The sequence below is a fragment of the Alterinioella nitratireducens genome, from assembly GCF_013155465.1.
GTDB classification, from domain to species: domain Bacteria; phylum Pseudomonadota; class Alphaproteobacteria; order Rhodobacterales; family Rhodobacteraceae; genus Alterinioella; species Alterinioella nitratireducens.
In genome coordinates, this window is sequence record NZ_JABJVX010000003.1 from 130,224 (window position 1) to 154,085 (window position 23,862).

Consider the following 23,862-nt stretch of genomic DNA (forward strand, 5'->3'; position numbering starts at 1 on the left):
TCTCCTTATTCTGCGAGCTTGGCCTGGGCCTGTTCGACCCAGCCATCGCGTTCGATACGGCCCTTGAAGGACAGCTTTTCCTCGATCTCTTCGATCTGCTCGGGCGTGAACGCCGCGATCTGGGCGAAGGTGGTGACACCCGCCTCATGCAGCTTCTTCTCCAGCGCCGGGCCGACACCGGTCAGCGCCTTCAGGTCGTCGCCACCAGCGGCGGCCGCCGCCTTGGGCGCCTCGGCCTTTTTCGGGGCGGCTTTCTTCGCGGCGGGCTTGGGCGCGGGGGCCGCGGCCTCGGCGGCGGTGCCGCCAATGGCTGCCTTGACGCCGGTCTTGTCGCCGCCCGATGCAAGGATGTCGGTGATCCGCACCAGGGTCAGTTTCTGGCGATGCCCGCGCGTGCGCTGCGAGCCATGCTTGCGGCGGCGCTTGACGAAATTGATCACCTTGTCGCCCTTGATCTGGTCGATCACGGTGGCCTGCACGGCGGCACCGGCGATCGAGGGCGTCCCGAGCGTGGTGGTGTCCCCGCCAAGCATCAAGATCTCGTTGAACTGGATGGTTTCACCTGCATCGGCGGCCAGTTTCTCAACGCGCAGAACGTCACCGGACTGCACCTTGTACTGCTTGCCACCGGTCTTGAGGACCGCAAACATCGTCGTCTTCCTTCTTTTCCCGCGCCCTGCGGCCCCTATCAAGGTGTTGTCGCGGAACCGTTCCGCGCCTCGGGCTGCGTGCCCCGTTTCGGGACATCCGTTGAATAGATCATGTGGACCGTCAGAAAGCCCGCGGTCCGTTAGAGGCCTGCATGTGCCGCAGCCCCGCGGCCAAGTCAAGTCTCAAACCGTGAAAATCCCGCACAACCTGCCCATCTTCTTGGTCCAAATACTCAAACCCGTCGATTGACGCGCGCACCATCCGCAGACCCGTGGTCACCGCCCCCGCCACCGGCCCATGGCAATGCGTCTGAAGAAGGGCGCCAGCGGCGCCTGCCGCCGGACGCGCGCCCCGTCAGATCACAGCGTATCGCCCGACATGAACAGCGCGGCGGTCGTGCCCAGGCGGTAGCTCATGGTCTCGAACACCGCGTCGAACCCGGCGAAAAGCGCGGCATTATAGGCCTGCGCGGCGGGCGTCTCGGAAAAGGCGATATAGGCCTCCATCTCGGCATCGGTGAGGTCTTCATAGGCCATGACCTGGAACGAGTAGAGCCACAGAACCGTGTTGCGGCGGATCTCTGGCTCCTGGCCCCAGACCTCGTTCAGCATCATCGCCGGCGGCAGCGCCTGCTCATAGGCGCCCGCATCCGACATGCCGCGATAGAAGGCGTAGTTCGAGTTCAGCGCGCCCGAGACATTGAGGTCGACGAACCCGTTCACCTCGTTGAAGCGGGTCAGCTGTTCGATCCGCGGCGCGTTCTCCTCCAGCATCCGGAAATAGACATCGTTGGCGACGGTCTCGGTCTCCTCATCGGAAATCGCGCGCCAGGCCTCCAATTCGCCCGCGATGATGCGCTGGCCCAGGTCGGAGGCGAAGAACCGGGTGGCGGCCGAGATCTCGGCCGCGCTCATCCGGTCTTGCGGAAAGCTCTCCACGAAGACCTGTTGCAGGGGGGCCGCGCGGTAATAGCCGCTGAGGATCCCGCGCCACGCCGCGCCGCCGCGACCGGGAAAGAGCGTCTCCTCCAGGTCGACGGCATCCTCCAGCCCGATCTCGGCCAGGATCTCGAAATTCTCCTCCATCTCGACGGCGGCAAAGAGCGCCTGAAGCTCGGGCGAGATCTCCGGCGCGGTCTGCGCCACACCCGGCCCGCTGGCCAGCACGAAGATCAGGGATGTCAGGGCGGCACGAAGCATGGCGGCGGTCCTCTTTCGGGGTCAGGTGTCTGCCGCGCAAGATGGGCAGGCGCGCGCGACAAATCCACCCCATTTTCCGCAAGCCGCCCCGGATCGGCGGGAAAGCGTCACTTCGCCCTTGCACGTCCCGCCCCAAGCCTCTAAATCGCGGCCCACGACCCGGAAAAAGCGCGGAGAGGTGCCGGAGTGGTCGAACGGGGCGGTCTCGAAAACCGTTGTGGGTGCAAGCCTACCCAGGGTTCGAATCCCTGTCTCTCCGCCACTATCCTGCGCCGCGGCATCGGAGTGTGTCGGTCGCGCCCGTGCGGCCCATCTTCCTCGTGGACGCAGATCCCATACCGGTTATTCCTGGTCCGGTCGCCTGACATCCGCCGACGGCGCGTCAGTCTCCCCGTCAGGGCTCGGCGGATGCCCTGTCCGTTGGCCCGGCTTTCCGCGAGGCGTTCAGCAAAGCCCACACCGGACGGGACAAGCGGGCATGCCTTGCAGCGACGCAGCGGCCCTGCGGGTGATCCCCTGCCCGTCTTCGGCGCAAGCTGCCCAAACCTTGGGCATCGCCCCCAATCCTTGCGCCGCAAATTGGGCAATCGATGTTTCGCGCGCGCCGCGCCAGCGTTTTTCATGGCGCATCGCGGCACGGTGTCGAAGAACCGGACCGATCACGAGACCGTCAACCGGAGCCCGCCATCACCCTCGCTGCCCCCATCCCCTGCGATGCTGCGCTGCCCTTGCAGCCGCGTGCCCGCGGCGCGGTTCGGCTATCCGCGAAAGCGGGGACAGGCGGCAGCCGGATCGACGGGTTGCGCCAGCAGGGATCGCTCAAATGCCTGTTCCCGCGCCGTGACGGGCCAACGCTCGACGCGGTGCTGGTGAACACGGCAGGGGGGCTTACCGGCGGGGACGCCTTCTCGATCGCGGCGCGCGCCGGGGCGGGCAGCGCGCTGACACTGACGACCCAGGCGGCCGAGCGCGCCTATGCCGCACGGTCCGGTGAAACCGCGCGGATCGTGACGCGGCTCGACGTCGCGTCCGGCGCGCGGATGACCTGGCTGCCACAGGAGACGATCCTGTTCGAGGGCTGCGCCCTCAAGCGGCGCTTGACCGTCACGCTGGCGCCGGATGCAACGGCGCTGGTGGTCGAACCGCTGGTCTTCGGGCGCAGGGCCATGGGTGAGGAGTTGCGCGCCGCAAGTCTCGATGACCGGATCGAGATCCGTCGCGCCGGCAAACCGCTCTACCTCGATGCGATGCGGCTTTGCGGCGATATCGCGGCGCAGCTTGACCGCCCCCATGTCGCGGCGGGCGCGCGGGCGCTGGTGTCGCTTGTCCATGTCGGCCCCGATGCCGAGGCCCGCCTTGCGCCCCTGCGCGCGATGTTGCCCCGCAGCGGCGGTGTCAGCCTGATCGGTGACGATGTTCTGGCTCTGCGCCTGCTGGCCCCTGACAGCCACGCGCTGCGCCAGGTCCTGATCCCGGCGCTCACGTTGCTGACCGGGAACCCCCTGCCCCGATGCTGGATGACCTGAGATGAACCTGACCCCGCGAGAAAAAGACAAGCTGCTGATCTCCATGGCCGCCGAGGTGGCGCGAAAGCGCCTTGCGCGCGGTGTGCTGCTGAACCACCCCGAAGCGATTGCCTTGATCACCGATGCTGTGGTCGAGGGCGCGCGCGATGGCCGCTCGGTCGCCGACATGATGGAAGACGGCGCGCAGGTCGTGACCCGCGCGATGTGCATGCAAGGCGTGCCCGAGATGATCCGCGAGGTCCAGGTCGAGGCCACCTTTCCCGACGGCACCAAGCTTGTCACCGTTCATGAACCGATCCGCTGAGGAGACCCCGGATGAAAGCCCTTCTGCCCCTTCTTGCGCTTGCCGCGACGCCTGCCAGTGCCGATGTCTCGACGCTCGCCCATAGCCACATGCAAGCCCCCGACTGGACCGGGTCCGTGCTTTTGCTCGTGGCAGCCGTGACACTCGCGCCGGTGACGCGGCGCGTGATCACGAGAGGGCGCGCATGATCCCCGGTGAGCTTCTCCCCGCCGATGGCACGCTGACCCTCAATGAGGGCCGCGCGGCAATCACGCTGATGGTCGCCAATACCGGCGACCGCCCGGTGCAGGTCGGCTCGCATTTCCATTTCGCCGAGGCCAACCACGCCCTGGAGTTCGACCGCGATGCGGCGCGCGGGATGCGGCTGGACATCGCGGCGGGAACCGCCGTGCGTTTCGAACCCGGCCAACGCCGCGAGGTGAGCCTGATCGATATCGGCGGCGCGCGGCGGGTCTTCGGGTTCAATCAAGCCGTGATGGGACCGCTCTGATGCCCGCGACGCTTTCCCGGTCCGATTATGCCGCGATGTTCGGCCCCACCACCGGCGACCGTCTGCGGCTGGCCGACACCGATCTGATCATCGAGGTCGAGCGCGACCTCACCACCTATGGCGAGGAGGTCAAGTTCGGCGGCGGCAAGGTGATCCGGGACGGCATGGGCCAGTCCCAGACCACACGCGCGGAGGGTGCCGTCGATACCGTCATCACCAATGCGCTGATCGTCGACCATACCGGCATCGTCAAGGCCGATATCGGCCTGCGCGACGGGCGCATCGCCGCGATCGGCAAGGCGGGCAACCCGGACACGCAGCCCGGTGTCGATATCGTCATCGGACCGGGCACCGAGGCCATCGCGGGCGAGGGCCGCATCCTGACCGCCGGCGGCTTCGACAGCCATATCCACTTCATCTGCCCGCAACAGATCGAGGATGCACTGCATTCGGGCCTGACCACCATGCTCGGCGGCGGGACCGGGCCCGCGCATGGCACGCTGGCCACGACCTGCACGCCCGGTCCCTGGCATATCGGACGGATGTTGCAGGCGGCGGATGCCTTCCCAATGAACCTGGCCTTCGCGGGCAAGGGCAACGCCTCGCTGCCCGCCGCGCTGGAGGAGCAGGTCAAGGCCGGCGCCTGCGCGCTGAAGCTGCACGAGGATTGGGGCACCACGCCCGCCGCCATCGACTGCTGCCTGTCGGTGGCCGATGCCATGGATGTGCAGGTGATGATCCACACCGACACGCTGAACGAATCCGGCTTCGTCGAAACCACCCTCAAGGCGATGAAAGGCCGCACCATCCACGCCTTCCATACCGAGGGCGCGGGCGGTGGCCATGCCCCGGATATCATCAAGATCTGCGGCGAGGCGCATGTGCTGCCCGCCTCGACCAATCCGACCCGGCCCTTCACCGTGAACACGCTGGAAGAACATCTCGACATGCTGATGGTCTGTCACCATCTCGACAAGTCGATCCCCGAGGACGTCGCCTTCGCCGAAAGCCGCATCCGGCGCGAGACCATCGCCGCCGAGGACATCCTGCACGACATGGGCGCGTTCTCGATCATCGCATCGGACAGCCAGGCCATGGGCCGCGTCGGCGAGGTGATCATCCGCACCTGGCAGACCGCCGACAAGATGAAGAAGCAGCGCGGGCGGCTGGCGGAAGAGACCGGCGAGAACGACAATTTCCGCGTGCGCCGCTATATCGCGAAATACACGATCAACCCGGCCATCGCCCATGGCATCGCGCATGAGATCGGGTCGGTCGAGCCCGGCAAACGCGCCGACCTCGTGCTGTGGGATCCGGCGTTTTTCGGGGTGAAACCGGCCATGGTGCTGATCGGTGGCACCATCGCCATGGCGCAGATGGGCGATCCCAACGCCTCGATCCCGACGCCGCAGCCGGTCTATTCCCGGCCGATGTTCGGGGCCTATGGGCGGGCGGTCGAAAACGCCGCCGTAACCTTCGTCAGCGCGGCGGCGCAAGACGCAGGGATCCGGGAAAGCCTGGGGTTGGCCAAGCACACGCTGGCGGTGGCCGGTACGCGAAAGATCGGCAAATCGGACCTCAAGCTCAACGACGCAACCCCGGTGATGGAAGTTCATCCCGAAACCTACGAAGTGCGCGCCGATGGCGAGTTGCTGACCTGCGCGCCCGCGCAGGAACTGCCCATGGCGCAGCGCTATTTTCTGTTCTGAGGAGGCGAAGATGGATCTTCCCGTAAGCCGCAGCATCATCCATACCCATCACGGCGAAGACCGGGTAACGCTGAGCTATGACGCGCGGTTCCTGCGCCGCAAGGTGCTGACCACCGATAGCGGCGCGCGGTTCCTCGTCGATCTCGAACAGACGACGTCGCTGGATCGCGGCGACGCCTTCGCGCTTGATGACGGGCGGCGGATCGAGGTCGTGCCCGCCGCCGAGGCCCTGCTTGACGTGCGCGGCGATCTCACGCGGCTTGCCTGGCATATCGGCAATCGCCACATGCCCTGCCAGATCGAAGCGAACCGGCTGCTGATCCAGCGCGACCACGTGATCCGCGCCATGCTCGAAACGCTCGGGGCCACGCTGGCCGAGGTCGAGGAAGCCTTTACGCCCGAGGGCGGTGCCTATGGCCACGGGCGCACGCATTCCCATGCACATTGATCCGGTCCTGACCCTGGCCCAGTGGCTGTCGCCCGCCTATCCGGTCGGGGCGTTCGCCTATAGCCACGGTCTGGAAGCGGCGGTCGAGGCGGGCGGGGTGCGCGACGGTGCGACGTTGAAGGACTGGTTGGCAACGGTGCTGTGGCACGGGGCCGGCCATAATGACGCGCTCCTGCTCGCGGCCGCCTGGCATGCCGAGACCAGAGCGGAGCTGGACCGGATCGACGCCTCGGCGCGCGCCTTTGCGGCCTCGCGCGAGCGGCTGCTGGAAAGCGCGCAGCAAGGCACGGCCTTCTGTATTGTGACCGGTGCGATCTGGGATGGCGGGTTCGCGGATTACACCTATCCGGTGGCCATTGGCGCCGCCGCCGCGCGCGAGGCCCTGCCGCTGCCATTGACCCAGGCGATGTACCTGCACGCCTTCTTGTCCAATCTCGTGGCGGCGGGCCAGCGCCTCCTGCCGGTCGGCCAGACCGAGGGCCAGGCCATGCTTCGCCGCCTAACGGCCCGGATCCCGGCGCTGGCCGAGGCAACGGCGAAGGGCGACCTGGCCCGGCTTTCCGGCACCGCCTTCCTCACCGACATCGCCGCGATGCATCACGAAACCCAGACCACGAGGATATTCCGCACATGACCAGCCCCCATGGACCCCTTCGCATCGGCATCGGCGGCCCGGTCGGCGCGGGCAAGACCACGCTCACCGCCGCCCTGGCCGAGATCTTCCGCGAGACCCATTCGATCGGCGTGATTACCAATGACATCTACACCCAGGAGGATGCCGAGGCGTTGACGCGGATGCAGATCCTGCCCTCGGACCGGATCATCGGGGTCGAGACCGGGGGCTGTCCGCACACCGCCATCCGCGAGGACGCCTCGATCAACCTCGCCGCCATCGCACGGATGAACGCCCGCCACGCAGACCTCGATATCGTGCTGATCGAAAGCGGCGGCGACAACCTGTCCGCGACCTTCAGCCCCGAGCTTGCCGACCTCACGATCTACGTCATCGACGTGGCCGCCGGCGAAGAGATCCCGCGCAAGGGCGGGCCTGCGATCACCCGCTCCGATATTCTGGTGATCAACAAGACGGACCTCGCCCCCCATGTCGGCGCCGATCTGGGCGTGATGGAGCGCGATGCGGCACGAATGCGGGGCGATCTGCCGACCGAATTCGCGGCACTGAGGCACCGCAAGGGGATCGAGCAGATCGCAAGGCACATCAAGACTATTGGAGGAGTCTGATCCGGTCCTCCGCCCCTGGGGGAACCTGGCGCCGCGCGCGTGCGTTTGTCGGGAAACCGACCCATGACCGGGAGGGCCCCCATGACCGACGCAACCGCATCCCATAGCGCCACCGACACGAAGACCGCAGAACTCTATCGCATGGCCATGCCGGGCCATCTCTGCCCGTTCGGGCTGAAATCGCTCTGGCTGCTGAAATGGCATGGCTACAAGGTCGAGGATCACCGGCTGGAAACCCGCGAGAAAACCGATGCCTTCATGGAAAAGGAGGGCGTCAAGACCACGCCGCAGACCTATATCGACGGCAAGCGCATCGGCGGGTTCGACGATCTCAAGGCGCATTTCGGTCACCACGTGCTGGAGGAAGGCGACACCACCTACCAGCCGGTGATCGCCATTTTCGGGGCCGCCGCCCTGATCGCGCTGGCGGTGGTGGCCAACCTCTATGACGGGTTCCCGATCTTCACCTGGCTCAAATGGTTCTTCGCCACCGCCATGGCCGGCCTTGCGATCCAGAAGCTGCGCGACATCGGCGGTTTCGTGAACGGGTTTCTGGGCTATGACCTGCTGGCGCGGCGCTTCGTGCCCTACGCCTATGTCTACCCCGTGGCCGAGCTTTATGCCGCCGTCGGCATGATGGCCCTTTTTGGCACCGGCAGCGCGCTGATCTGGCTGGTGGCGCCCGTCAGCATGTTCATCGGCCTGGTCGGGTCGATCAGCGTGATCAAGGCGGTCTATATCGACAAGCGCGAGATCACCTGCGCCTGTGTCGGCGGCGAGTCCAATGTGCCGCTCGGGATGATCTCGCTGACCGAGAATCTGGTGATGTTGGGGATGGGCATCTGGATGCTTGTGCCGCAGGTGATATGACCGCCTACCCCATGAGCCGCGCGAAGAAAATCGCGCTCATGCCAAACCCGATCAGCGCGATCAGCCAGCGGACGGCCTCGCGCGGCAGGGCGCGGGCAATGGGCGCCCCCAGATAGCCGCCCAGGGTCGCCGCGACCATCATCATCACCGCCTGTGGCCACACGACCAGCCCGGCGACGGCGAAGACCGCCACCGAGATCGCCGACAGCGCGAAGCTGAGCCCGGTTTTCAGCCCGTTCATCCGGTGCAGGTCCACCATCCCCCACAGCGCGAAGAGGGCCAGCAGGACGATGCCGAGCCCGCCATTGAAATAGCCGCCATAGATGCTGACCGCGAAGAGGCCCGCCGCGCCCTCGGGCGTCAGGCTGCGGGCGCGGGCGGCGGCCCAGATGCGGATGCGGTCGCCGAAGAGGAAGGCCAGCGTTGCGGCCAGCAGCAGGAAGGGCACGACAAGCGAGAACGCCTCGTTCGAGGAGACCAGCAGAAGGCCCGAGCCGACAATGCCCCCCGCCAGCGTGATCAGCGTGAGGCGGATCAGGCGGGCGCGGTCGAACGCGGCCAGTTCCGCCCGGAACCCGAGCGCCCCGCCCAGGTAGCCCGGAAACACCGCCACCGCGCTGGTCGCATTGGCGGCAACCGGCGGCACCCCGGTCAGGACCAGCGCCGGAAAGGTCAGGAAGGTGCCGCCGCCCGCGATGGTGTTCAGGACACCTGCCCCGAAGGCGGCGGCAAGCAGGATGAGGATGTCGAGAACGGGCATGGGCGGCTCCGGGCTGGTGGGGATCGGCCTGTCGCTAAAGCCTTGCGGCTGCGGCGAAGTCAAGCTCTCCGAGCGCGGAATGGGGATGCGGCCCATCGACGGGCCGCAAGAGCGCTCGGTCGACCGGGCGCCGCCCGCTTGATCAGAACAATTGGCACAGGCCCCGCGCGGCGCTACAGTCAAAGGCGCCTTGACTGCCCCGCCCTGCCGCAGACACCAGGAGGCCCGATGCCCATTCGCCCTGCCCTGTTCGCCACGATCCTCGCCGCCTCGCCTGCCGCCGCCGACATGATAGAGGTGACCATCGCCAACGCCCCTGCCGGGGCACGGCTTTGCGCCCTCGTCATGCAGGCCCCCGGCGAGGCCAGCGCCGCGCGCGCCATGATCGAGGCACAGCGCCCCGTCTTCGCAGGCGGCATGGCCAGCATCGAACCGCCCCGCGACACCACCGGTCGCGCGCTCTATTTCGAGGGCCGCGTGCGCCTTGTCGCCACCGCGCCGGGGCATTGCCCGGTCGGGTGCGACCTCGACATCTTCTGGAGCCACCCGCCCGATCCCGGCACCGCCCTGGCCGAACAGGCCTGCGCCTTCGACCTGAGCCTGGCGCGCGCGGGCAGCACTGTCTGCCGGGAGGGCGAAACGACCCTCCTGCCCTACGCAACCGGCCCCGAATACCGCCCCGCTCCGGGCGAGGCTCCGATCCCGATTGCCGGTATCGACGGTGAGGTCGAATACCACATCGGCGATACCGCCAGCCGCCCCCTGACCTGCGCCACGCCGTGACCCAAGCCGATATGGATCATTTCCGCGCGGAACTTGCCGCGCTGGTCGCCTTCCCGACCGAACCGGGCGCCGGGGCCGCGCATGACGCCTGCCTTGCCCATATCGCGGCACTGATGACACCGGCGGGGTTCGACACCGAGGTGATCACCGGCCCGCATCCGCCGATCCTGCTGGCCTCGCGGATCGAGGATGGCGGCCTGCCGACGCTGCTCAGCTATTCGCATGCCGACACGGTTCCGGGGATGGAGGGCCAGTGGCAGGACGGGCTGGACCCCTGGACGCTGACCCCGCGCGACGGCGCGCTCTTCGGGCGCGGGGTGGCCGACAACAAGGGCCAGTTCCTGGTCAATTTCACTGCGATCCGACGGGTTCTCGACCGCCAGGGGCGGCTCGGCTTCAACCTGCACTGGCTGATCGAGATGGGCGAGGAGGTTGGCTCACCGGGGCTGGAGGCGGTTTGCGCGGCCCTGAAACCGCGCCTGAACGCCGACCTGTTGCTGGCCTCGGACGGGCCGCGCCTGCGCGCGGATCAGCCGACCGTGTTCCTTGGCGCGCGGGGCGGGTTGGGGGTGGAGCTGACCATCCGCCACCGCGAGGACGGGCGGCATTCGGGCAATTTCGGCGGCCTCCTGCGCAACCCCGCAACGGAAATGGCGCATGTCCTGGCCGCGATCATCGGGCCGGACGGAGCCTGCAGGGTGCCGGGTTGGGTTCCGGACGCCCTGCCCGAGGAAACCCGCGATGCCCTCAAGGGGATCACACCGGCAGGGGGCGAGATCGACGCGGGTTGGGGCGCACCCGGCCTGACCCCCGCCGAACGGGTCCATGGCTGGTCGGCGGTCGAGGTGCTTTCCCTGACCGCGGGCCGGATCCCGCCCGTCAACGCCATTCCGCCCGAAGCCACGGCGCATATCCAGCTGCGCTATGTGACCGGCCTGGACGAGGACGCGCTGCTGCCCAACCTCCGGGCGCATCTGGACGCGTCTGGCTTCGATTACGTTTCGATCGGGGAACATGAGGCGCGGTTTCCGGCCTCGGCCACGCCGCTGTCACATCCGTTCGTATCGGTTGTCACCGGTTCCATCACCCGCAGCACCGGCACGGCCCCAGCCCTCCTGCCCTCGCTCGGCGGGTCGCTGCCCAATCACGTCTTTACCGAGACGCTCGGCCTGCCCTCTGTCTGGGTGCCACATTCCTACCCCGGATGCAGCCAGCACGCCGCCAATGAACATGTGCCCGAAGCGGTCTTCGCCAGCGCCATCGCCCTGATGACCGAGGTTTTCGCCGATATCGGTGCGACATCGCGGGCCGAGCTTGGGCTAGGGGATTAGCTGTCGCGGTCCGCGCGCCAAGCGCTCAGGGCCGGGTTCTCGGCGGATCGCTCGGGGTCTGCCGGGTCGCCTTCCGCCTCAGGGCGCGGCATCCTGGGCATCGGCGCACCACGCGGGCTGCGGAAATAATACATCTCCCGCGCGCCGAAATAGAAGCTGACAATCGCGCCCAGAAGCCACCACAGCGGCTCGGGCACTTCGCGCAGGCCCACCATGCGGGCGGCGAAGGCACCGGGATCGGCCATCGCGAAGACGAAGAGGCCAAGCGTGCCAAGCGCCAGCATCGGGCGCGGCAAGCGATTGATTCCATTGACCAGCCGGTCGAACCAGCCGCCGCGACCGTATTGAAACTCATCGCCATGCGCATCCAACGCGGCGCGCTGTGCTTGCGCCGACAATTCCATCCGGCGGGTTTCATTGGCGCGAAAGACCTCGGCCACGCCTGACGCCGCCTCTCCCACCGCCTGCACCGTGCGGGCATTTCCAAGCGCGCGCGAGATCAGCCCCATGCCGCCACCCGCGCCCGGTGTTCCGCATCCGTCAGGTGGTAGCGCGGCGAGATGAACTCCTCCGCCCGCAGGATCCAGCCGCCCTTGCCGCCATCGCGCCGTGTCGCATAGCGGCGCGAGGCCGGGCGGCGGTCGGCCAGACGGTAGTAGAAATTGCGCCGCGCAATGCCATAGGCATCGACCAGGTGATCGGGGGCCTGGGCATAGGCCGCCTGGGACGCCGCGATGGTCTGCGGCCCGATGGTGCCGTCGACAACGATGTCGAACCCCATGTCGCGCAAGAGGCGTTGCAGGATGCGCACCGCCCCCGCGCCGGCATTGACCTGCATGTCGAAGACGGAAGATTGCAGCGCCTCGGGCAATCGGTCGATGCCGGGCCGGGTGTAGTAATGCTCGATGAAGATCTCGGTGGCACGATCCGCCGTCATCAGGCGCACATCGGCCACATCGACATCGCCATCGCCATCCAGATCGAGGCCGAGGCCGCGCATCGTGTGGATGGTGACGCCGAAATTCGTGGCCCCGCCGGGGTCGTTCGGATCGTTCACGAAGCCCCCCTCGCGGGCGACAATCTCAGATGCAATTTGGCGAACCGACAGCATGGCTCAGCCCTCCATGCTCAAGGTTCCAGGTCATGCCCCGTTCTAGGGCTGCTCCCCCCGATTCCCGGGGGCAACTGCCATGAGATTGAGGGCAAATCCGTTAAAATTGTGCTAAAACGCCGCGCGGTTTATTCAGCTGCCTTCGGAGGTGCGGTAGACGCCCTGTTCCTCAAGCGCGTCGATCACCTCGGCGGGCATGTAGGTCTCATCGTGGCGCGCAAGCAGGTCGGTGGCCAGGAACACGCCGTCCTGATAGGTGCCGGTCGCGATCGTGCCCTGCCCCTCGCCAAAGAGGTCCGGGGCCGCATCTCTGCCGATATAGCGCACCGGGATGTCGGCGCCGCCATCGGTGACGACAAAGCTGAACTCCGCGCCCTCGCCCGGCTGCAACGAGCCGTCCAGGACCAGCCCGCCGATGCGGAACACCTCATCCGACGGCGGCGCGGTTTCGGCCACTTCCGTGGGTGTGCGGAAGAAATTGATACCATCCCGCAGCCCGTAGCCGATCAGCACCGATGCCCCGGCCAGCAGCACGGCGGCGATGATGATGATCTGGATCCGGCGTTTTTTCTTGAGCCCGCGCATCGTTGCAATTCCTCTTCTACGCAGCGCAAAGATAAACCTCTTTGCGACCGTGGCAAAGACCACGCGGCCATTTGGCGCGGATCAGCTTTAACATCGCCTGACAGTATACTGATTCAGAACATTATTTCAGGCAGATATGAATTCGATCTTGCGGCGCAGGAATTGCACCGCCTTGTTCGAGACGCGGGCCGGATCGCCCGAGGTCAGGAAGGCCGCCTCGGTGCCCGGCCCGATCATTTCGGGGCGACGCTCCAGATAATCAGCCAGGCTTGCCGCGACCAGGTCGGGCTGCGAATAGACCGCCACGTCCGGACCGAGGGCGGCCTGGAACACCTCCTGCACCAACGGGTAATGCGTGCAGCCCAGGATCGCGGCTTGCGGTTTCGGCATCCGGCGTTGCAGCGCCTCGACATGGGAGCGGACGAGCGCCTCGGCAAGGATCATGTCACCCTCCTCGATCGCGTCGACGACACCGCCGCAGGGCTGTGCCTCCACGTCGACCCCGATGGCGCGGAAGGCCAGTTCGCGCTGGAACGCGCGGCTGCTGACCGTTGTCGGCGTGGCGAAAAGCGCGACATGTTGCACGGCCACCTCGCGCGGCGGGGAATTGTCACCCCAGTTGCGTTCGGTCAGCGCCTCGATCAGCGGAACAAAAACGCCGAGGACGCGCTTGCCCTCGGGCACCCACCCCTCCTGCATCCGGCGGAGCGCCGCGGCCGAGGCGGTGTTGCAGGCGAGAATCACTAGGTCACACCCGGCCTGGAACAGGCGATCCACGCCCGCCGTGGTCAGCGCGTAGATATCCTCGGCATCGCGCACCCCGTAAGGCGTATGCGCGTTGTCGCCGTAATAGACAATGGGCACGTCCGGCAGGCGCTTGGTCACCGCCTCCAGCACCGTCAGCCCGCCCAATCCGCTGTCGAAGATCCCTACCGCCATCTGCCTGCCCCGTTCTTCTGCCTTGGCGAAACCCTAATCTGGCCGGATGCGGAAATCCATCCGTTCATCGTCGCGTCCAGCCCCAAAGACAGATCAATTCCATCGCGACATGCGCGCCCGCGACGGCGGTGATCTCGGCAGCATCGAAAGGCGGCGAGACCTCGACCACATCGCCGCCGACCAGGTTGATGCCCGCCAGGTCCCGCATCAGGATCGCCGCCTGGCCCGAGCTGAGCCCGCCCCAGACCGGCGTTCCGGTGCCGGGGGCAAAGGCAGGGTCGAGGCAGTCGATATCGAAGCTGAGGTAACAGGGCGCATCGCTCACGATCTCACGCGCATGTCTGGCTATCGCGGCTGGCCCCTGCTCATGCACCTTGCGCGCGTCCAGCACCTCGATGCCAAGGTTATCCTCGACCACCGTGCGGATGCCGATATGGACCGAGCGTGCGACGTCGATCAGCCCCTCCTGCACCGCCTTGTAGGTGAAGGTGCCGTGATCGACGCGGGCGGGCTCATCGTCGGGCCAAGTATCGGTATGGGCGTCGCATTGAATGAGCGCCAGTTTCCCATGTTTCTTCACATGTGCGCGCAGCAGGGGCAGCGTGATCGAATGATCCCCGCCAAGCGCGATCATCGCGGCGCCTTGGGACAGGATGCCGGACGCATGCGCCTCCAACGCAGCGGGAAAATCGGCCATGCGCGCGTAGTCGAAGGCGAGGTCGCCGTAATCGGCAATCGCCAATTCGCTCAGCGGATCGAACCCGTCCCAGCCATAGGGCGGATCGTTGACCTGAAGCGCGCTGGCGGCCCGAATCGCGCGGGGGCCAAGCCTTGTGCCGGGCCGGTTCGTCACCGCCTGGTCGAAGGGCGCGCCGGTGATGGCGATGTCGACGCCCGCCAGATCCTTGGTGTAGCGGCGGCGCAGGAAGCTGGTGGCCCCGCCAAAGGTGTTCTCCGACGACAAGCCGCGCAGATCGCGCCGCGTGAATGCCCCATCCACATCGTGTTTCGCATCTTCCAATGCCATTGCGCGGCCTCCCCGTTCGATCTGCCCAATCCAAAGCGCCGTTTCACGCCAAAGGCAACCGCGTCTTGCATCGCAGAGGCCCCCCGGTGCATCAAGTGAAGGACGGGACGCGCGCAAAAAGGCAGGATTAGCATGACCGATGACGACGTGAGACAGGCTTTCATCGACGGGATGAGCCTCGCCGCCGCCTCGGTCAGCATCGTGACCACCGATGGACCGGCAGGACGCCAGGGTGTGACGGTCAGCGCGATGACGCCCGTCTCCGCCGATGGCGAGGCGCCGACCCTGCTGGTCTGCCTCAATGCCAGCGCCACCACCCTGCCCGTGCTGCTGGAGAACAGCTGTTTCTGCGTCAACGTGCTGGCGCGCGAGCAGGTCGATATTTCGGACGTCTTCTCAAGCCGCCGCCCCGCGCCCGATGGCGACAAGTTCAACGCCGCGGGCTTCGATGCGGGCCCGACCGGCGCGCCTCGGCTGAAAGGCGCCTTGGTCAGTTTCGATTGTCGGCTGGTCTCCGCTGACAAGATCGGAACGCATCATATTTGCATCGGCGCGGTGGAAGATGTGACGGTCAGCCAGGGATCGCCCCTGCTTTACGGGATGCGCAGCTATCTCAGGGCCGAAAAGCACTGATTTTCCAGCAGGAATCGCTGCACCGCCGCTACCGCGCCAGATTGTCCCAAGTGCAGGAATGCAACAGCCTCACGCCCGATCCGGGCGGGATTTCTTCAATCACGGACCCAACCGCCCACCTGTCGGGTTGTGGCACCGAGCGCTTGGTTATCGAGCGCATCGAGCACGCAAGCAAACACAGGAGAAATCCGATGAAGACCCTTATTCTCTCTACCTCGATCCTGGCCCTGACCGGCGCGACCGCATTCGCAGGCGGCGCAGGTGAGACCGTGCAGGAGCCCGCCCCCGTCTACACCGCGCCCACGCCCCAGTTCACCGACTGGACCGGCGGCTATGTCGGCCTCGGCTATTCCATGTATTCCGGCGATCTCGACTACTCGAACCCCGGTGGCGGGTCGTTCGACCTGGATGACAGCAATGGCGCCAACATCTTCGGCGGCTACCTCTTCCAGTCCGGCAATATCGTCTACGGCGGTGAGCTGGCCTATTACGACACCGGCGACCAGAACGTGGAAGGCGTCGCGGGCGCAAGCATGGACAACGTCCTCGATCTGAGCGGCCGTGTCGGCTATGCCATCGACAACGTGCAATTCTACGCACTGGCCGGGTATTCGATGGGCGAGTTCTCGCAAGGCGGGGCCGATGAAGACCTCGATGGCTGGAACTATGGCCTCGGCGTCGAATACCTGGTCTCGGACCAGTTCTCGGTCGGCCTGCAATACACGGGCCGCGAGCTGGAGGGCGACAACCCCGCCGTGGCCGGTCAGGAGATCGACATGAACCACAACTCGGTCTCGCTGCGCGCCGCGTTCCGGTTCTGATCCCGCGAGACCTGCTGACATGGAAAGGTCCGGCCCCCCGCCGGGCCTTTTTCATTGCGCGCATCCGGCCTATGAAAGGGGTTATGAAAGACGCCCTGATTCACGACACCGCAGGCGGCATGCCGCGCCTTCTGGAAATCATGCGCCGCTTGCGCGATCCCGAAACGGGCTGCCCCTGGGATATCGAACAGAGCTTCGAGACCATCGCGCCCTACACGATCGAGGAAGCCTACGAGGTCGCCGACGCGATCGAGCGCGGCTCGATGGAGGATTTGCGCGGCGAGTTGGGCGACCTGCTGTTGCAGGTGGTCTATCACGGCGCGATGGCCGAGGAGGCGGGCGCGTTCAGCTTCGACGATATCGTGCGCGGCGTCGCCGACAAGATGGTCGCCCGCCACCCGCATGTGTTCGGCGATGAGAGCCGCGAGAAATCCGCCGAACAGCAGAGCCGCGATTGGGAGGCTGTGAAGGCCGCCGAACGCGCGGGCCGTGCACAGACCGGTGTGTTGGAGGATGTGGCGTTGAACCTGCCAGCCCTGATGCGGGCCGAGAAACTGCAAAAGCGCGCCGCAAGGGTCGGCTTCGACTGGCCCGAGATCGGCCAGGTCCTGGCCAAGATCGCCGAGGAAGCGGGCGAACTGGCCGAGGCGCGGGACACCCTGCCGCAAGACAGGATCGCCGAGGAAATGGGCGATCTGCTTTTCGTCATGGCCAACCTTGCGCGGCACCTGAAGGTCGATCCGGAGGTAGCCCTGCGCGGTGCGAACGCCAAGTTCAGCCGCCGCTTCGCGTCTATCGAGGCGGAACTGGCGCGGCAGGGCCGCTCCTGCGACGAGAGCGACCTGGAGGAGATGGACGCGCTCTGGGACCGGGCCAAGGCGCGGGGCCTCTGAGAACCGCACCTGGCGCGCTCCGCCACTCCGCAAGCAATCGGACTATTCGGCGGCCAGTTGGCGCTCCAGCATCGGCGCGAGGTAGTGCCCGGTATGCGAGGCTGCGATGCGCGCGACCTCCTCGGGCGTGCCGGTGGCCACGATGCGACCGCCGCCATCGCCGCCTTCGGGGCCGATATCTATGATGTGATCGGCGGTCTTGATCACGTCGAGATTATGCTCGATCACCACGACCGAATTGCCCTGGTCGACCAACTCGTGCAGCACCTCCAGCAGCTTGCGCACATCCTCGAAATGCAGGCCGGTGGTGGGTTCGTCCAGGATATAGAGTGTGCGGCCCGTGGAGCGTTTGGCAAGCTCCTTGGAGAGCTTCACCCGCTGCGCCTCGCCGCCTGACAATGTCGTCGCCTGCTGGCCGACCTTGATATAGTCGAGGCCCACGCGGGACAGCGCCTCCATCTTGTCGCGGATGCTCGGCACCGCCTTGAAGAAGGCACGCGCTTCTTCAACCGTCATGTCAAGAACGTCGGCTATGCTCTTGTTCTTGAATTTTATTTCCAATGTCTCGCGGTTGTACCGCGCGCCCTTGCAGGTCTCGCAGGTGACGTAGACATCGGGCAGGAAGTGCATCTCGATCTTGATCACGCCATCGCCCTGGCAGGCCTCGCAGCGCCCGCCCTTGACGTTGAACGAAAACCGCCCCGGCTTGTAGCCGCGCGCCTTGGATTCGGGCAGGCCCGCGAACCAGTCTCGGATGGGCGTGAAGGCGCCGGTATAGGTGGCGGGGTTACTGCGCGGGGTGCGGCCGATGGGGCGCTGGTCGATGTCGATGACCTTGTCGAGATGCTCCAGCCCCTTGATGGTCTCGCAGGGCGCGGGTGTCTGGCGGGCGCCGTTCAGCTTCATCGAGGCGGTCTTGAACAGGGTCTCGATGGTCAGGGTGGATTTGCCACCGCCCGAGACGCCGGTGACGCAGACGAATTTGCCCAGGGGAAAGTCGGCGGTGACATCCTGAAGGTTGTTGCCGGTCGCGCCCACCACGGTGACCGCCCTGCCGTTGCCCTCGCGCCGGGTGGCGGGTACGCTGATCTCGCGCGCGCCGGACAGATACTGCCCGGTGATCGAGGCGCTGTCGGCGATGATGTCGGCGGGGGTGCCCTTTGACACCACCTGCCCGCCATGTACGCCCGCACCGGGGCCGATATCGAAGACGTAATCGGCCTCGCGGATCGCCTCCTCGTCATGTTCCACCACGATCACCGTATTGCCCTGGTCGCGCAGGTTCTTCAGCGTCGTGAGCAAGCGGTCATTGTCGCGCTGGTGCAGCCCGATGGAGGGCTCATCCAGCACGTAGAGCACGCCGGTCAGGCCCGAGCCGATTTGCGACGCCAGCCGGATGCGCTGGCTTTCACCACCGCTAAGCGTGCCGGCATTGCGGGACAGTGTCAGGTATTCCAGGCCGACATTGTTCAGGAATCCCAGCCTCTCGCGAATCTCCTTGAGGATGGCGCGGGCGATCTCGTTCTTTTGCGCGGTCAGGTGGTCGGGCACGGTGGCGCACCAGTCGGCGGCCTCACGTATGCTCATCTGCACGACCTGGCCGATATGGCGCAGATCGTCGCGCGGCCCGATCCGCACGGCAAGCGCCTCCTCGCGCAGGCGGTAGCCGCCGCAGGCGCCGCAGGGGCGGTTGTTCTGGTAGCGCTCGAATTCCTCGCGGATCCAGGCGGAATCGGTCTCGCGGTAGCGGCGCTGCATGTTGGGGATCACGCCTTCAAAGCTGCGCGTGACCTCGTAGACGCGGCCGCCATCGTCATAGCGGAACGGGATCTCGGCCTCGCCCGAGCCACGCAGGAAGACCTGCTGCACATCCTCGGGCAGCGATTTCCAGGGTGTTTTCGGGTCGAACCCGTAATGGCGCGCGATGGCCTCGATGGTCTGGATGAAATAGGGCGATTTGCCCTTGCGCCACGGGGCCAGCGCACCGTTTTCCAGCGTCAGGGTGATGTCCGGGACGACGAGGCGCTCGTCGAAAAAGAGCTCGACGCCGAGGCCGTCGCAGGCCGGGCAGGCCCCGAAGGGCGCGTTGAAGGAAAAGAGCCGCGGCTCGATCTCGGGGATGGTAAAGCCCGAGACCGGACAGGCGAATTTTTCCGAGAAGGTGATGCGTTCGGGGTCGCCTTCCTTGGGGGCAGTCTCAAGGATGGTGATGCCATCAGCGAGGTCCAGCGCGGTGCGGAAGCTGTCGGCCAGCCGCGTCTCGACGCCTTCACGGACTACGATCCGGTCGACCACAACGTCGATGTCATGGCGGAATTTCTTGTCCAGCGTGGGCGGCTCGTCCAGCTCGTGGAACGCGCCATCGACCTTGACCCGCTGGAAGCCCTGTTTGCGCAGATCCAGCATTTCCTTGCGGTATTCGCCCTTGCGGTCGCGCACGATCGGGGCCAGCAGGTAGCCGCGCGTCCCCTCCTCCATCGCCATGACGCGATCGACCATGTCCTGCACCTGTTGCGCCTCGATCGGCTGGCCGGTGGCGGGCGAATAGGGCGTGCCGACGCGGGCGAAGAGAAGCCGCATGTAGTCGTAGATCTCGGTCACCGTGCCGACGGTGGAGCGGGGATTCTTCGACGTGGTCTTCTGCTCGATGGAGATCGCAGGCGAAAGGCCCGAGATGTGGTCGACATCGGGCTTTTCCATCATGTCGAGGAACTGCCGCGCATAGGCGCTGAGCGATTCCACATAACGGCGCTGGCCCTCGGCATAGATCGTGTCAAACGCCAGGCTGGACTTGCCCGAGCCGCTGAGCCCGGTGATGACCACAAGCTGATCGCGCGGAATGTCCACGTCGATATTCTTGAGATTATGCTCGCGCGCGCCGCGCACCTCGATGTTTTTCAGCTCGGCCATGCCTGCCCCCGGATAGGTTTGGTTAAGAGATAGGGGACGCGGGCCGAGTCTCCAACCGAAAAAGCGGAACAGAGATAGAACAAACCGGCTTTCCCCTCATTGCCGCACGATCCGGTGCGATATCCAGCCAAGCGCCACGATGCCCGCGATCGAGATCAGCGCCGCGAGGACCAGAAGGCCGGGAAAGCCCCCCGCCCCGAGCGCCAGCGCAAAAAGCGGGCTGCCAAGGCCGGTGCCCAGGTTGCCAAGCTGCGCCACGGCCCCGTTGGCCTCGGCCTGGCCGGTGGCGTCGTGGTTCAACGCGGGGATGGCGGCGAAGGCGGCCCCCGGCGCGATGCCGATGATGATGAAGGCGAGAAACGCGAGCCAGGGCGCGAAAGCCGCGGGCGCGAGGGCCAGCAGCGCCAGCATTCCCACCGTCATGACATAGGACAGCATCATCAGGCACACGGGCGGGATGCGGGCGGCGAGGATGCCGGAGAGGAAAATCCCGACAAGCGCGATCAGCGGCAGGAGGCCTGCCACCAGCACCACCGGCAGCGGCCCCGCGATGAAGGGCGGCAGGAAGGTGAGAAACGCCATGAAGACAAGCGTATGCGCGAAGAAGCCAAGCCCCGGCGCCACGCGGTTGGGGTGGCTGTAGAGGCGGCGGTGATAGGTCAGGAAACCCGGCCAGACCTCGCGCCCGCGCGGCCCCGAGGAGAGCCGCGAGGCCACCGCGCCCGCAAGCGCCAGCATCAGCACGCCGTGCAATGCCCAGATGCCTTGCAGGCCGATCCGGTCCAACAGCAGCGGCAGGGCCGCGCCGACCATTGCAAACCCGACGCCGAAATACCCCGCCCAGAGGGCCATGACCATCGGGTAATCCTTGCGCGCCGAGACGCGGATCATCAGGACGGGGGCCGCGACCACGATGGAGAGATGCGCCATGCCTTCAACAATGCGGCTGACGATGAAGAGCGGGAAAGGCAGCACCAGCGATTGCAGAAGCGACAGGATACCGCCCAAGATCAGCGCCCCGATCAGCACCTTTCGCGGGCCGTAGCGCGCCACGCCGAACCCCGCCAGCGCGCCAAGCACGATGCCCGCCCCGCTGACCGCCGTCAGCGACAGGGCCAGCATCGGGGCGGATCGGTCATAGAGCGCGGCCAGGGCTGCGAAGGTCAGCGACAGCTTGGCAAACTGCGCCGCCGCGGCCAGGCCCACCCCGAACAGCAGCCAGACCTGCCCCCAATGCGTTTCATCATCCATGGTCAGGGCGATGATCCTGCACCCGCCGAAGGTCAAGGCCCCGCGTCACAACGCTTCACAAAAACCCCGAATCGGACGTAGCATGGGTCCATTCCATTTTTTGAAACAGGTTTTAGTCCGATGCGCCGCTTGCTCTCCGCCCTTCTTCTGCCATTCCTCGCCGCCCTGCCCGTCTCGGCCCAGGACCGCGACCAGGCCGCCACGATCCTCGTGCTGGATGCCTCGGGCTCGATGTGGGGCCAGATCGACGGGGTCAACAAGATCGTCATCGCGCGCGAGGTGATCGGCGATTTGCTGACGCGGATCCCCGCGGATATGGCGCTGGGACTGACGATGTATGGCCATAACCGCCGCGGCGATTGCTCGGATATCGAGACCATGGTGCAGCCCGGTATCGGCAATCGCGACCAGATCGCCCAGATCGTGAACGAGGTGAACCCGCGCGGGCGCACACCGCTCTCGGATGCGGTCATCCAGGCCGCCGAACAGCTGCGCTACACGGAGAACCCCGCGACCGTGATCCTGGTCTCGGACGGGCGCGAGACCTGCAACGCCGACCCCTGCGCCGTCGGTCTGGCGCTGGAGGAGGCAGGCATCGACTTTACCGCGCATGTGATCGGATTTGACGTGTCCGAACAGGAAGATCGCGCGCAATTGCAGTGCCTTGCGGAAAACACCGGAGGCCAATTCCTGACCGCCTCGAACGCGGCGGAACTGGCCGATGCGCTGGAGCAGGTGGTCGTGGCCCCGACACCGCCGCCGCCCGCCACCATCACCATGCAGGCCGTTGTCGCGCCCGACAACACCGCGCCCGTGTCGCCTCTGATGTGGGAGGTTTTCACCACCGCCGGCCAGCAGATCATCGAGGCCGTGCAGGCCCCCGCGATCAGCGCCCCCCTGCCCGCCGGGGACTACCGCATCCAGCTTTACCGCATGGCGCAGGAAACCACGCATGAGGGCGTCTTTACCGTCGTCGCGGGCCAGGATCAGGTGGTCACGCTCGTGCTGCCCGAAATCGTGCCCGAGGCAACGGTGTCAGCCCCCGATACCGCGCCGATCGGCACCACGATTCCGGTCGACTGGACCGGGCCGGATGCGGCAAATGACGCCATCGTCATAGCCCGTCCCGACGGCCAGCCGACCGCTGCGCGCATCGCCACCTCGCAGGGCAATCCGACACAGATCACCCTGCCGACAGACCCCGGCGACTACCTGGTGCAGTATTATCATGCCGGGTTGCGGCAGGTGCTGGCCGAACAGCCGATCACTGTCACGCCGATCCCCGCAACGCTTGAGGCCCCGCAAACCGCGGTCGCAGGCTCGACCATCGAGGTGGGCTGGACCGGCCCCGACGCGCAAAGCGACTTCATCGCCGCAGGGCCCGTGGGGGAGGCAACCTACGCCACCTATTCACTGACCCGAGACGGCAATCCCGCCCAGTTGCGCGTGCCGTCGCTGCCCGGAAGCTACGAGCTGCGCTACACGCTCGGCACCGGGCGCGAAGTTCTGGCCACGCATCCTCTGACCGTGACGCCCGCAACGGCCACGCTGGACGCGCCCGAAACGGCCCTGGCCGGTGAGACCATCGACATCGCCTGGACCGGCCCCGGCTATGCGCCGGACTTCATCGCCGTGGGCCTGCCGGGCGAGACCTCCTATACCGCCTATGCGCTGACCCGCGAGGGCAGCCCCGCACGGCTCGCCATGCCGGTCGATCCGGGCAGCTACGAGCTGCGCTATGTGATGCAGCAGGACCGTGTCGTCATCGCCACGCGGCCCATCGAGATCAGCGATATCGAGGCGGTTCTGGATGCCCCCGACAGCGCCGTCGCGGGGTCGGACATCCAGGTCAGCTGGACCGGACCCGACTACCGGAACGACTTCATCGCTGTCTCCGGCAGCGACGATCCGACCGGCTATGAGAACTACACCTATACGCGCGAGGGAACGCCGCTCAGCCTGACCATGCCGACCGAACCGGGCACCTATGAGATCCGCTATTACGTCAACCAGGATCGCACCATCATCGGGCGGCGCCTGATCGAGGTTACAGAATTGGGCGCGACCTTGGACGCGCCTGCCACAGCCGAGGCCGGATCGACGGTGCAGGTTGCGTGGACCGGGCCGGATTACCGGAACGACTTTGTCGCCGTCTCCGCCACCGACGATCCGACCGGATACGAGAACTACACCTACACCCGCGATGGCAGTCCGGCGGCGGTGCAGATGCCGACCGAACCGGGCGAGTATGAGTTGCGCTATTACGTCAACCAGGATCGCACGATCATCGCCCGCCAGCCGATCCAGGTCACCGCCGTCGGTGCAACACTGGACGCGCCTGCCACAGCCGAGGCCGGATCGACGGTGCAGGTTGCGTGG

26 protein-coding genes and 1 tRNA gene are annotated in these 23,862 nt (G+C 66.4%); 17 read left to right on the top strand and 10 right to left on the bottom strand.

All coding sequences use genetic code 11. The annotated features are described in order from the left end of the window. Positions 1–5: 5 nt before the first annotated feature. Entirely contained in the window at positions 6–650 is a 645-nt protein-coding gene (locus tag HNS34_RS06325; protein WP_172319187.1) for a 50S ribosomal protein L21, read from the bottom strand. 360 nt (positions 651–1,010) lie between these two features. After that, positions 1,011–1,850, bottom strand: coding sequence for a DUF2059 domain-containing protein (locus HNS34_RS06330; RefSeq protein WP_172319189.1), 840 nt, complete (start codon positions 1,848–1,850; stop codon positions 1,011–1,013). Between the two features lie 172 nt (positions 1,851–2,022). Here HNS34_RS06330 and HNS34_RS06335 point away from each other — a divergent pair. The 10 genes from HNS34_RS06335 (at position 2,023) to HNS34_RS06380 (ending at position 8,439) form a co-directional block, all read left to right on the top strand. After that, positions 2,023–2,112, top strand: a tRNA-Ser gene (locus HNS34_RS06335). A gap of 466 nt (positions 2,113–2,578) precedes the next feature. Next, positions 2,579–3,376, top strand: a complete 798-nt coding sequence (locus HNS34_RS06340) for an urease accessory protein UreD (RefSeq protein ID WP_235952639.1) — start codon at positions 2,579–2,581, stop codon at positions 3,374–3,376. 1 nt (position 3,377) lies between these two features. After that, on the top strand, positions 3,378–3,680 hold the full coding sequence (locus tag HNS34_RS06345) for an urease subunit gamma (protein ID WP_172319193.1): 303 nt from the start codon (positions 3,378–3,380) through the stop codon (positions 3,678–3,680). An 11-nt stretch (positions 3,681–3,691) separates the two neighbouring features. Continuing rightward, the gene (locus tag HNS34_RS06350) at positions 3,692–3,868 is read left to right on the top strand and encodes a hypothetical protein (protein WP_172319195.1); all 177 of its coding nucleotides are present in this window, start codon (positions 3,692–3,694) and stop codon (positions 3,866–3,868) included. Continuing rightward, on the top strand, positions 3,865–4,170 hold the full coding sequence (locus HNS34_RS06355) for an urease subunit beta (protein WP_172319206.1): 306 nt from the start codon (positions 3,865–3,867) through the stop codon (positions 4,168–4,170). The genes HNS34_RS06350 and HNS34_RS06355 overlap by 4 nt, the downstream gene beginning before the upstream one ends. Further along, positions 4,170–5,879 carry an urease subunit alpha gene (gene ureC, locus HNS34_RS06360; RefSeq protein WP_172319208.1) on the top strand — a complete coding sequence of 570 codons (1,710 nt, stop codon included), beginning with the start codon at positions 4,170–4,172 and terminating at the stop codon, positions 5,877–5,879. The genes HNS34_RS06355 and ureC overlap by 1 nt, the downstream gene beginning before the upstream one ends. Positions 5,880–5,889: 10 nt before the next feature. After that, positions 5,890–6,327, top strand: a complete 438-nt coding sequence (locus tag HNS34_RS06365; RefSeq protein WP_172319210.1) for an urease accessory protein UreE — start codon at positions 5,890–5,892, stop codon at positions 6,325–6,327. Further along, positions 6,317–6,961 (top strand): urease accessory protein UreF, encoded by a 645-nt coding sequence (locus HNS34_RS06370; RefSeq protein ID WP_172319212.1) that lies wholly within the window; start codon positions 6,317–6,319, stop codon positions 6,959–6,961. The genes HNS34_RS06365 and HNS34_RS06370 overlap by 11 nt, the downstream gene beginning before the upstream one ends. Beyond that, complete coding sequence (gene ureG / locus HNS34_RS06375; protein ID WP_172319214.1) at positions 6,958–7,569, top strand: urease accessory protein UreG; 612 nt, start codon at positions 6,958–6,960, stop codon at positions 7,567–7,569. Before HNS34_RS06370 ends, ureG begins: the two co-directional genes overlap by 4 nt. Positions 7,570–7,650: 81 nt before the next feature. Further along, on the top strand, positions 7,651–8,439 hold the full coding sequence (locus HNS34_RS06380; RefSeq protein WP_172319216.1) for a MauE/DoxX family redox-associated membrane protein: 789 nt from the start codon (positions 7,651–7,653) through the stop codon (positions 8,437–8,439). Positions 8,440–8,443: 4 nt separating this feature from the next. On the opposite strand, the gene HNS34_RS06385 is transcribed toward HNS34_RS06380, so the two are convergent. Further along, positions 8,444–9,199 (bottom strand): sulfite exporter TauE/SafE family protein, encoded by a 756-nt coding sequence (locus HNS34_RS06385; RefSeq protein ID WP_172319218.1) that lies wholly within the window; start codon positions 9,197–9,199, stop codon positions 8,444–8,446. Here HNS34_RS06385 and HNS34_RS06390 point away from each other — a divergent pair. The 3 genes from HNS34_RS06390 to HNS34_RS06400 all read left to right on the top strand — a co-directional run bounded on the left by HNS34_RS06390 (position 9,183) and on the right by HNS34_RS06400 (position 11,313). Next, a complete protein-coding gene (locus tag HNS34_RS06390; RefSeq protein ID WP_172319220.1) occupies positions 9,183–9,341 on the top strand; it encodes a hypothetical protein in 159 nt (52 codons plus the stop codon). The genes HNS34_RS06385 and HNS34_RS06390 overlap by 17 nt on opposite strands. An 86-nt stretch (positions 9,342–9,427) precedes the next feature. After that, on the top strand, positions 9,428–9,982 hold the full coding sequence (locus tag HNS34_RS06395) for a hypothetical protein (RefSeq protein WP_172319222.1): 555 nt from the start codon (positions 9,428–9,430) through the stop codon (positions 9,980–9,982). Next, positions 9,979–11,313 (top strand): M20/M25/M40 family metallo-hydrolase, encoded by a 1,335-nt coding sequence (locus HNS34_RS06400; protein ID WP_328700477.1) that lies wholly within the window; start codon positions 9,979–9,981, stop codon positions 11,311–11,313. The genes HNS34_RS06395 and HNS34_RS06400 overlap by 4 nt, the downstream gene beginning before the upstream one ends. Here HNS34_RS06400 and HNS34_RS06405 read toward each other — a convergent pair. The 5 genes from HNS34_RS06405 to speB all read right to left on the bottom strand — a co-directional run bounded on the left by HNS34_RS06405 (position 11,310) and on the right by speB (position 14,975). Beyond that, positions 11,310–11,822 (bottom strand): holin family protein, encoded by a 513-nt coding sequence (locus tag HNS34_RS06405; protein ID WP_172319223.1) that lies wholly within the window; start codon positions 11,820–11,822, stop codon positions 11,310–11,312. The genes HNS34_RS06400 and HNS34_RS06405 overlap by 4 nt on opposite strands. Beyond that, positions 11,813–12,424, bottom strand: coding sequence for a holin-associated N-acetylmuramidase (locus HNS34_RS06410; protein WP_172319224.1), 612 nt, complete (start codon positions 12,422–12,424; stop codon positions 11,813–11,815). Before HNS34_RS06410 ends, HNS34_RS06405 begins: the two co-directional genes overlap by 10 nt. Before the next feature lie 132 nt (positions 12,425–12,556). Then, on the bottom strand, positions 12,557–13,009 hold the full coding sequence (gene ccmE / locus HNS34_RS06415) for a cytochrome c maturation protein CcmE (RefSeq protein WP_172319225.1): 453 nt from the start codon (positions 13,007–13,009) through the stop codon (positions 12,557–12,559). 126 nt (positions 13,010–13,135) lie between these two features. Continuing rightward, positions 13,136–13,948 (bottom strand): glutamate racemase, encoded by an 813-nt coding sequence (locus tag HNS34_RS06420; RefSeq protein WP_172319226.1) that lies wholly within the window; start codon positions 13,946–13,948, stop codon positions 13,136–13,138. 64 nt (positions 13,949–14,012) lie between these two features. After that, positions 14,013–14,975 carry an agmatinase gene (gene speB / locus HNS34_RS06425; protein WP_172319227.1) on the bottom strand — a complete coding sequence of 321 codons (963 nt, stop codon included), beginning with the start codon at positions 14,973–14,975 and terminating at the stop codon, positions 14,013–14,015. Between the two features lie 132 nt (positions 14,976–15,107). On the opposite strand from speB, the gene HNS34_RS06430 reads away from it, so the two are divergent. The 3 genes from HNS34_RS06430 (at position 15,108) to mazG (ending at position 17,322) form a co-directional block, all read left to right on the top strand. Beyond that, positions 15,108–15,608 carry a flavin reductase gene (locus tag HNS34_RS06430; RefSeq protein ID WP_172319228.1) on the top strand — a complete coding sequence of 167 codons (501 nt, stop codon included), beginning with the start codon at positions 15,108–15,110 and terminating at the stop codon, positions 15,606–15,608. Positions 15,609–15,799: 191 nt separating this feature from the next. Next, complete coding sequence (locus HNS34_RS06435) at positions 15,800–16,429, top strand: outer membrane protein (RefSeq protein ID WP_172319229.1); 630 nt, start codon at positions 15,800–15,802, stop codon at positions 16,427–16,429. Between the two features lie 83 nt (positions 16,430–16,512). Beyond that, complete coding sequence (gene mazG, locus HNS34_RS06440) at positions 16,513–17,322, top strand: nucleoside triphosphate pyrophosphohydrolase (RefSeq protein ID WP_172319230.1); 810 nt, start codon at positions 16,513–16,515, stop codon at positions 17,320–17,322. Between the two features lie 42 nt (positions 17,323–17,364). On the opposite strand, the gene uvrA is transcribed toward mazG, so the two are convergent. Together uvrA and HNS34_RS06450 are read right to left on the bottom strand one after the other, a co-directional pair. After that, a complete protein-coding gene (gene uvrA, locus HNS34_RS06445; RefSeq protein ID WP_172319231.1) occupies positions 17,365–20,232 on the bottom strand; it encodes an excinuclease ABC subunit UvrA in 2,868 nt (955 codons plus the stop codon). Between the two features lie 96 nt (positions 20,233–20,328). Beyond that, on the bottom strand, positions 20,329–21,483 hold the full coding sequence (locus HNS34_RS06450) for an MFS transporter (protein WP_172319232.1): 1,155 nt from the start codon (positions 21,481–21,483) through the stop codon (positions 20,329–20,331). Positions 21,484–21,603: 120 nt separating this feature from the next. Here HNS34_RS06450 and HNS34_RS06455 point away from each other — a divergent pair. Then, positions 21,604–23,862: VWA domain-containing protein (locus tag HNS34_RS06455; protein WP_172319233.1), on the top strand; the 2,259-nt coding region annotated here is incomplete at its 3' end.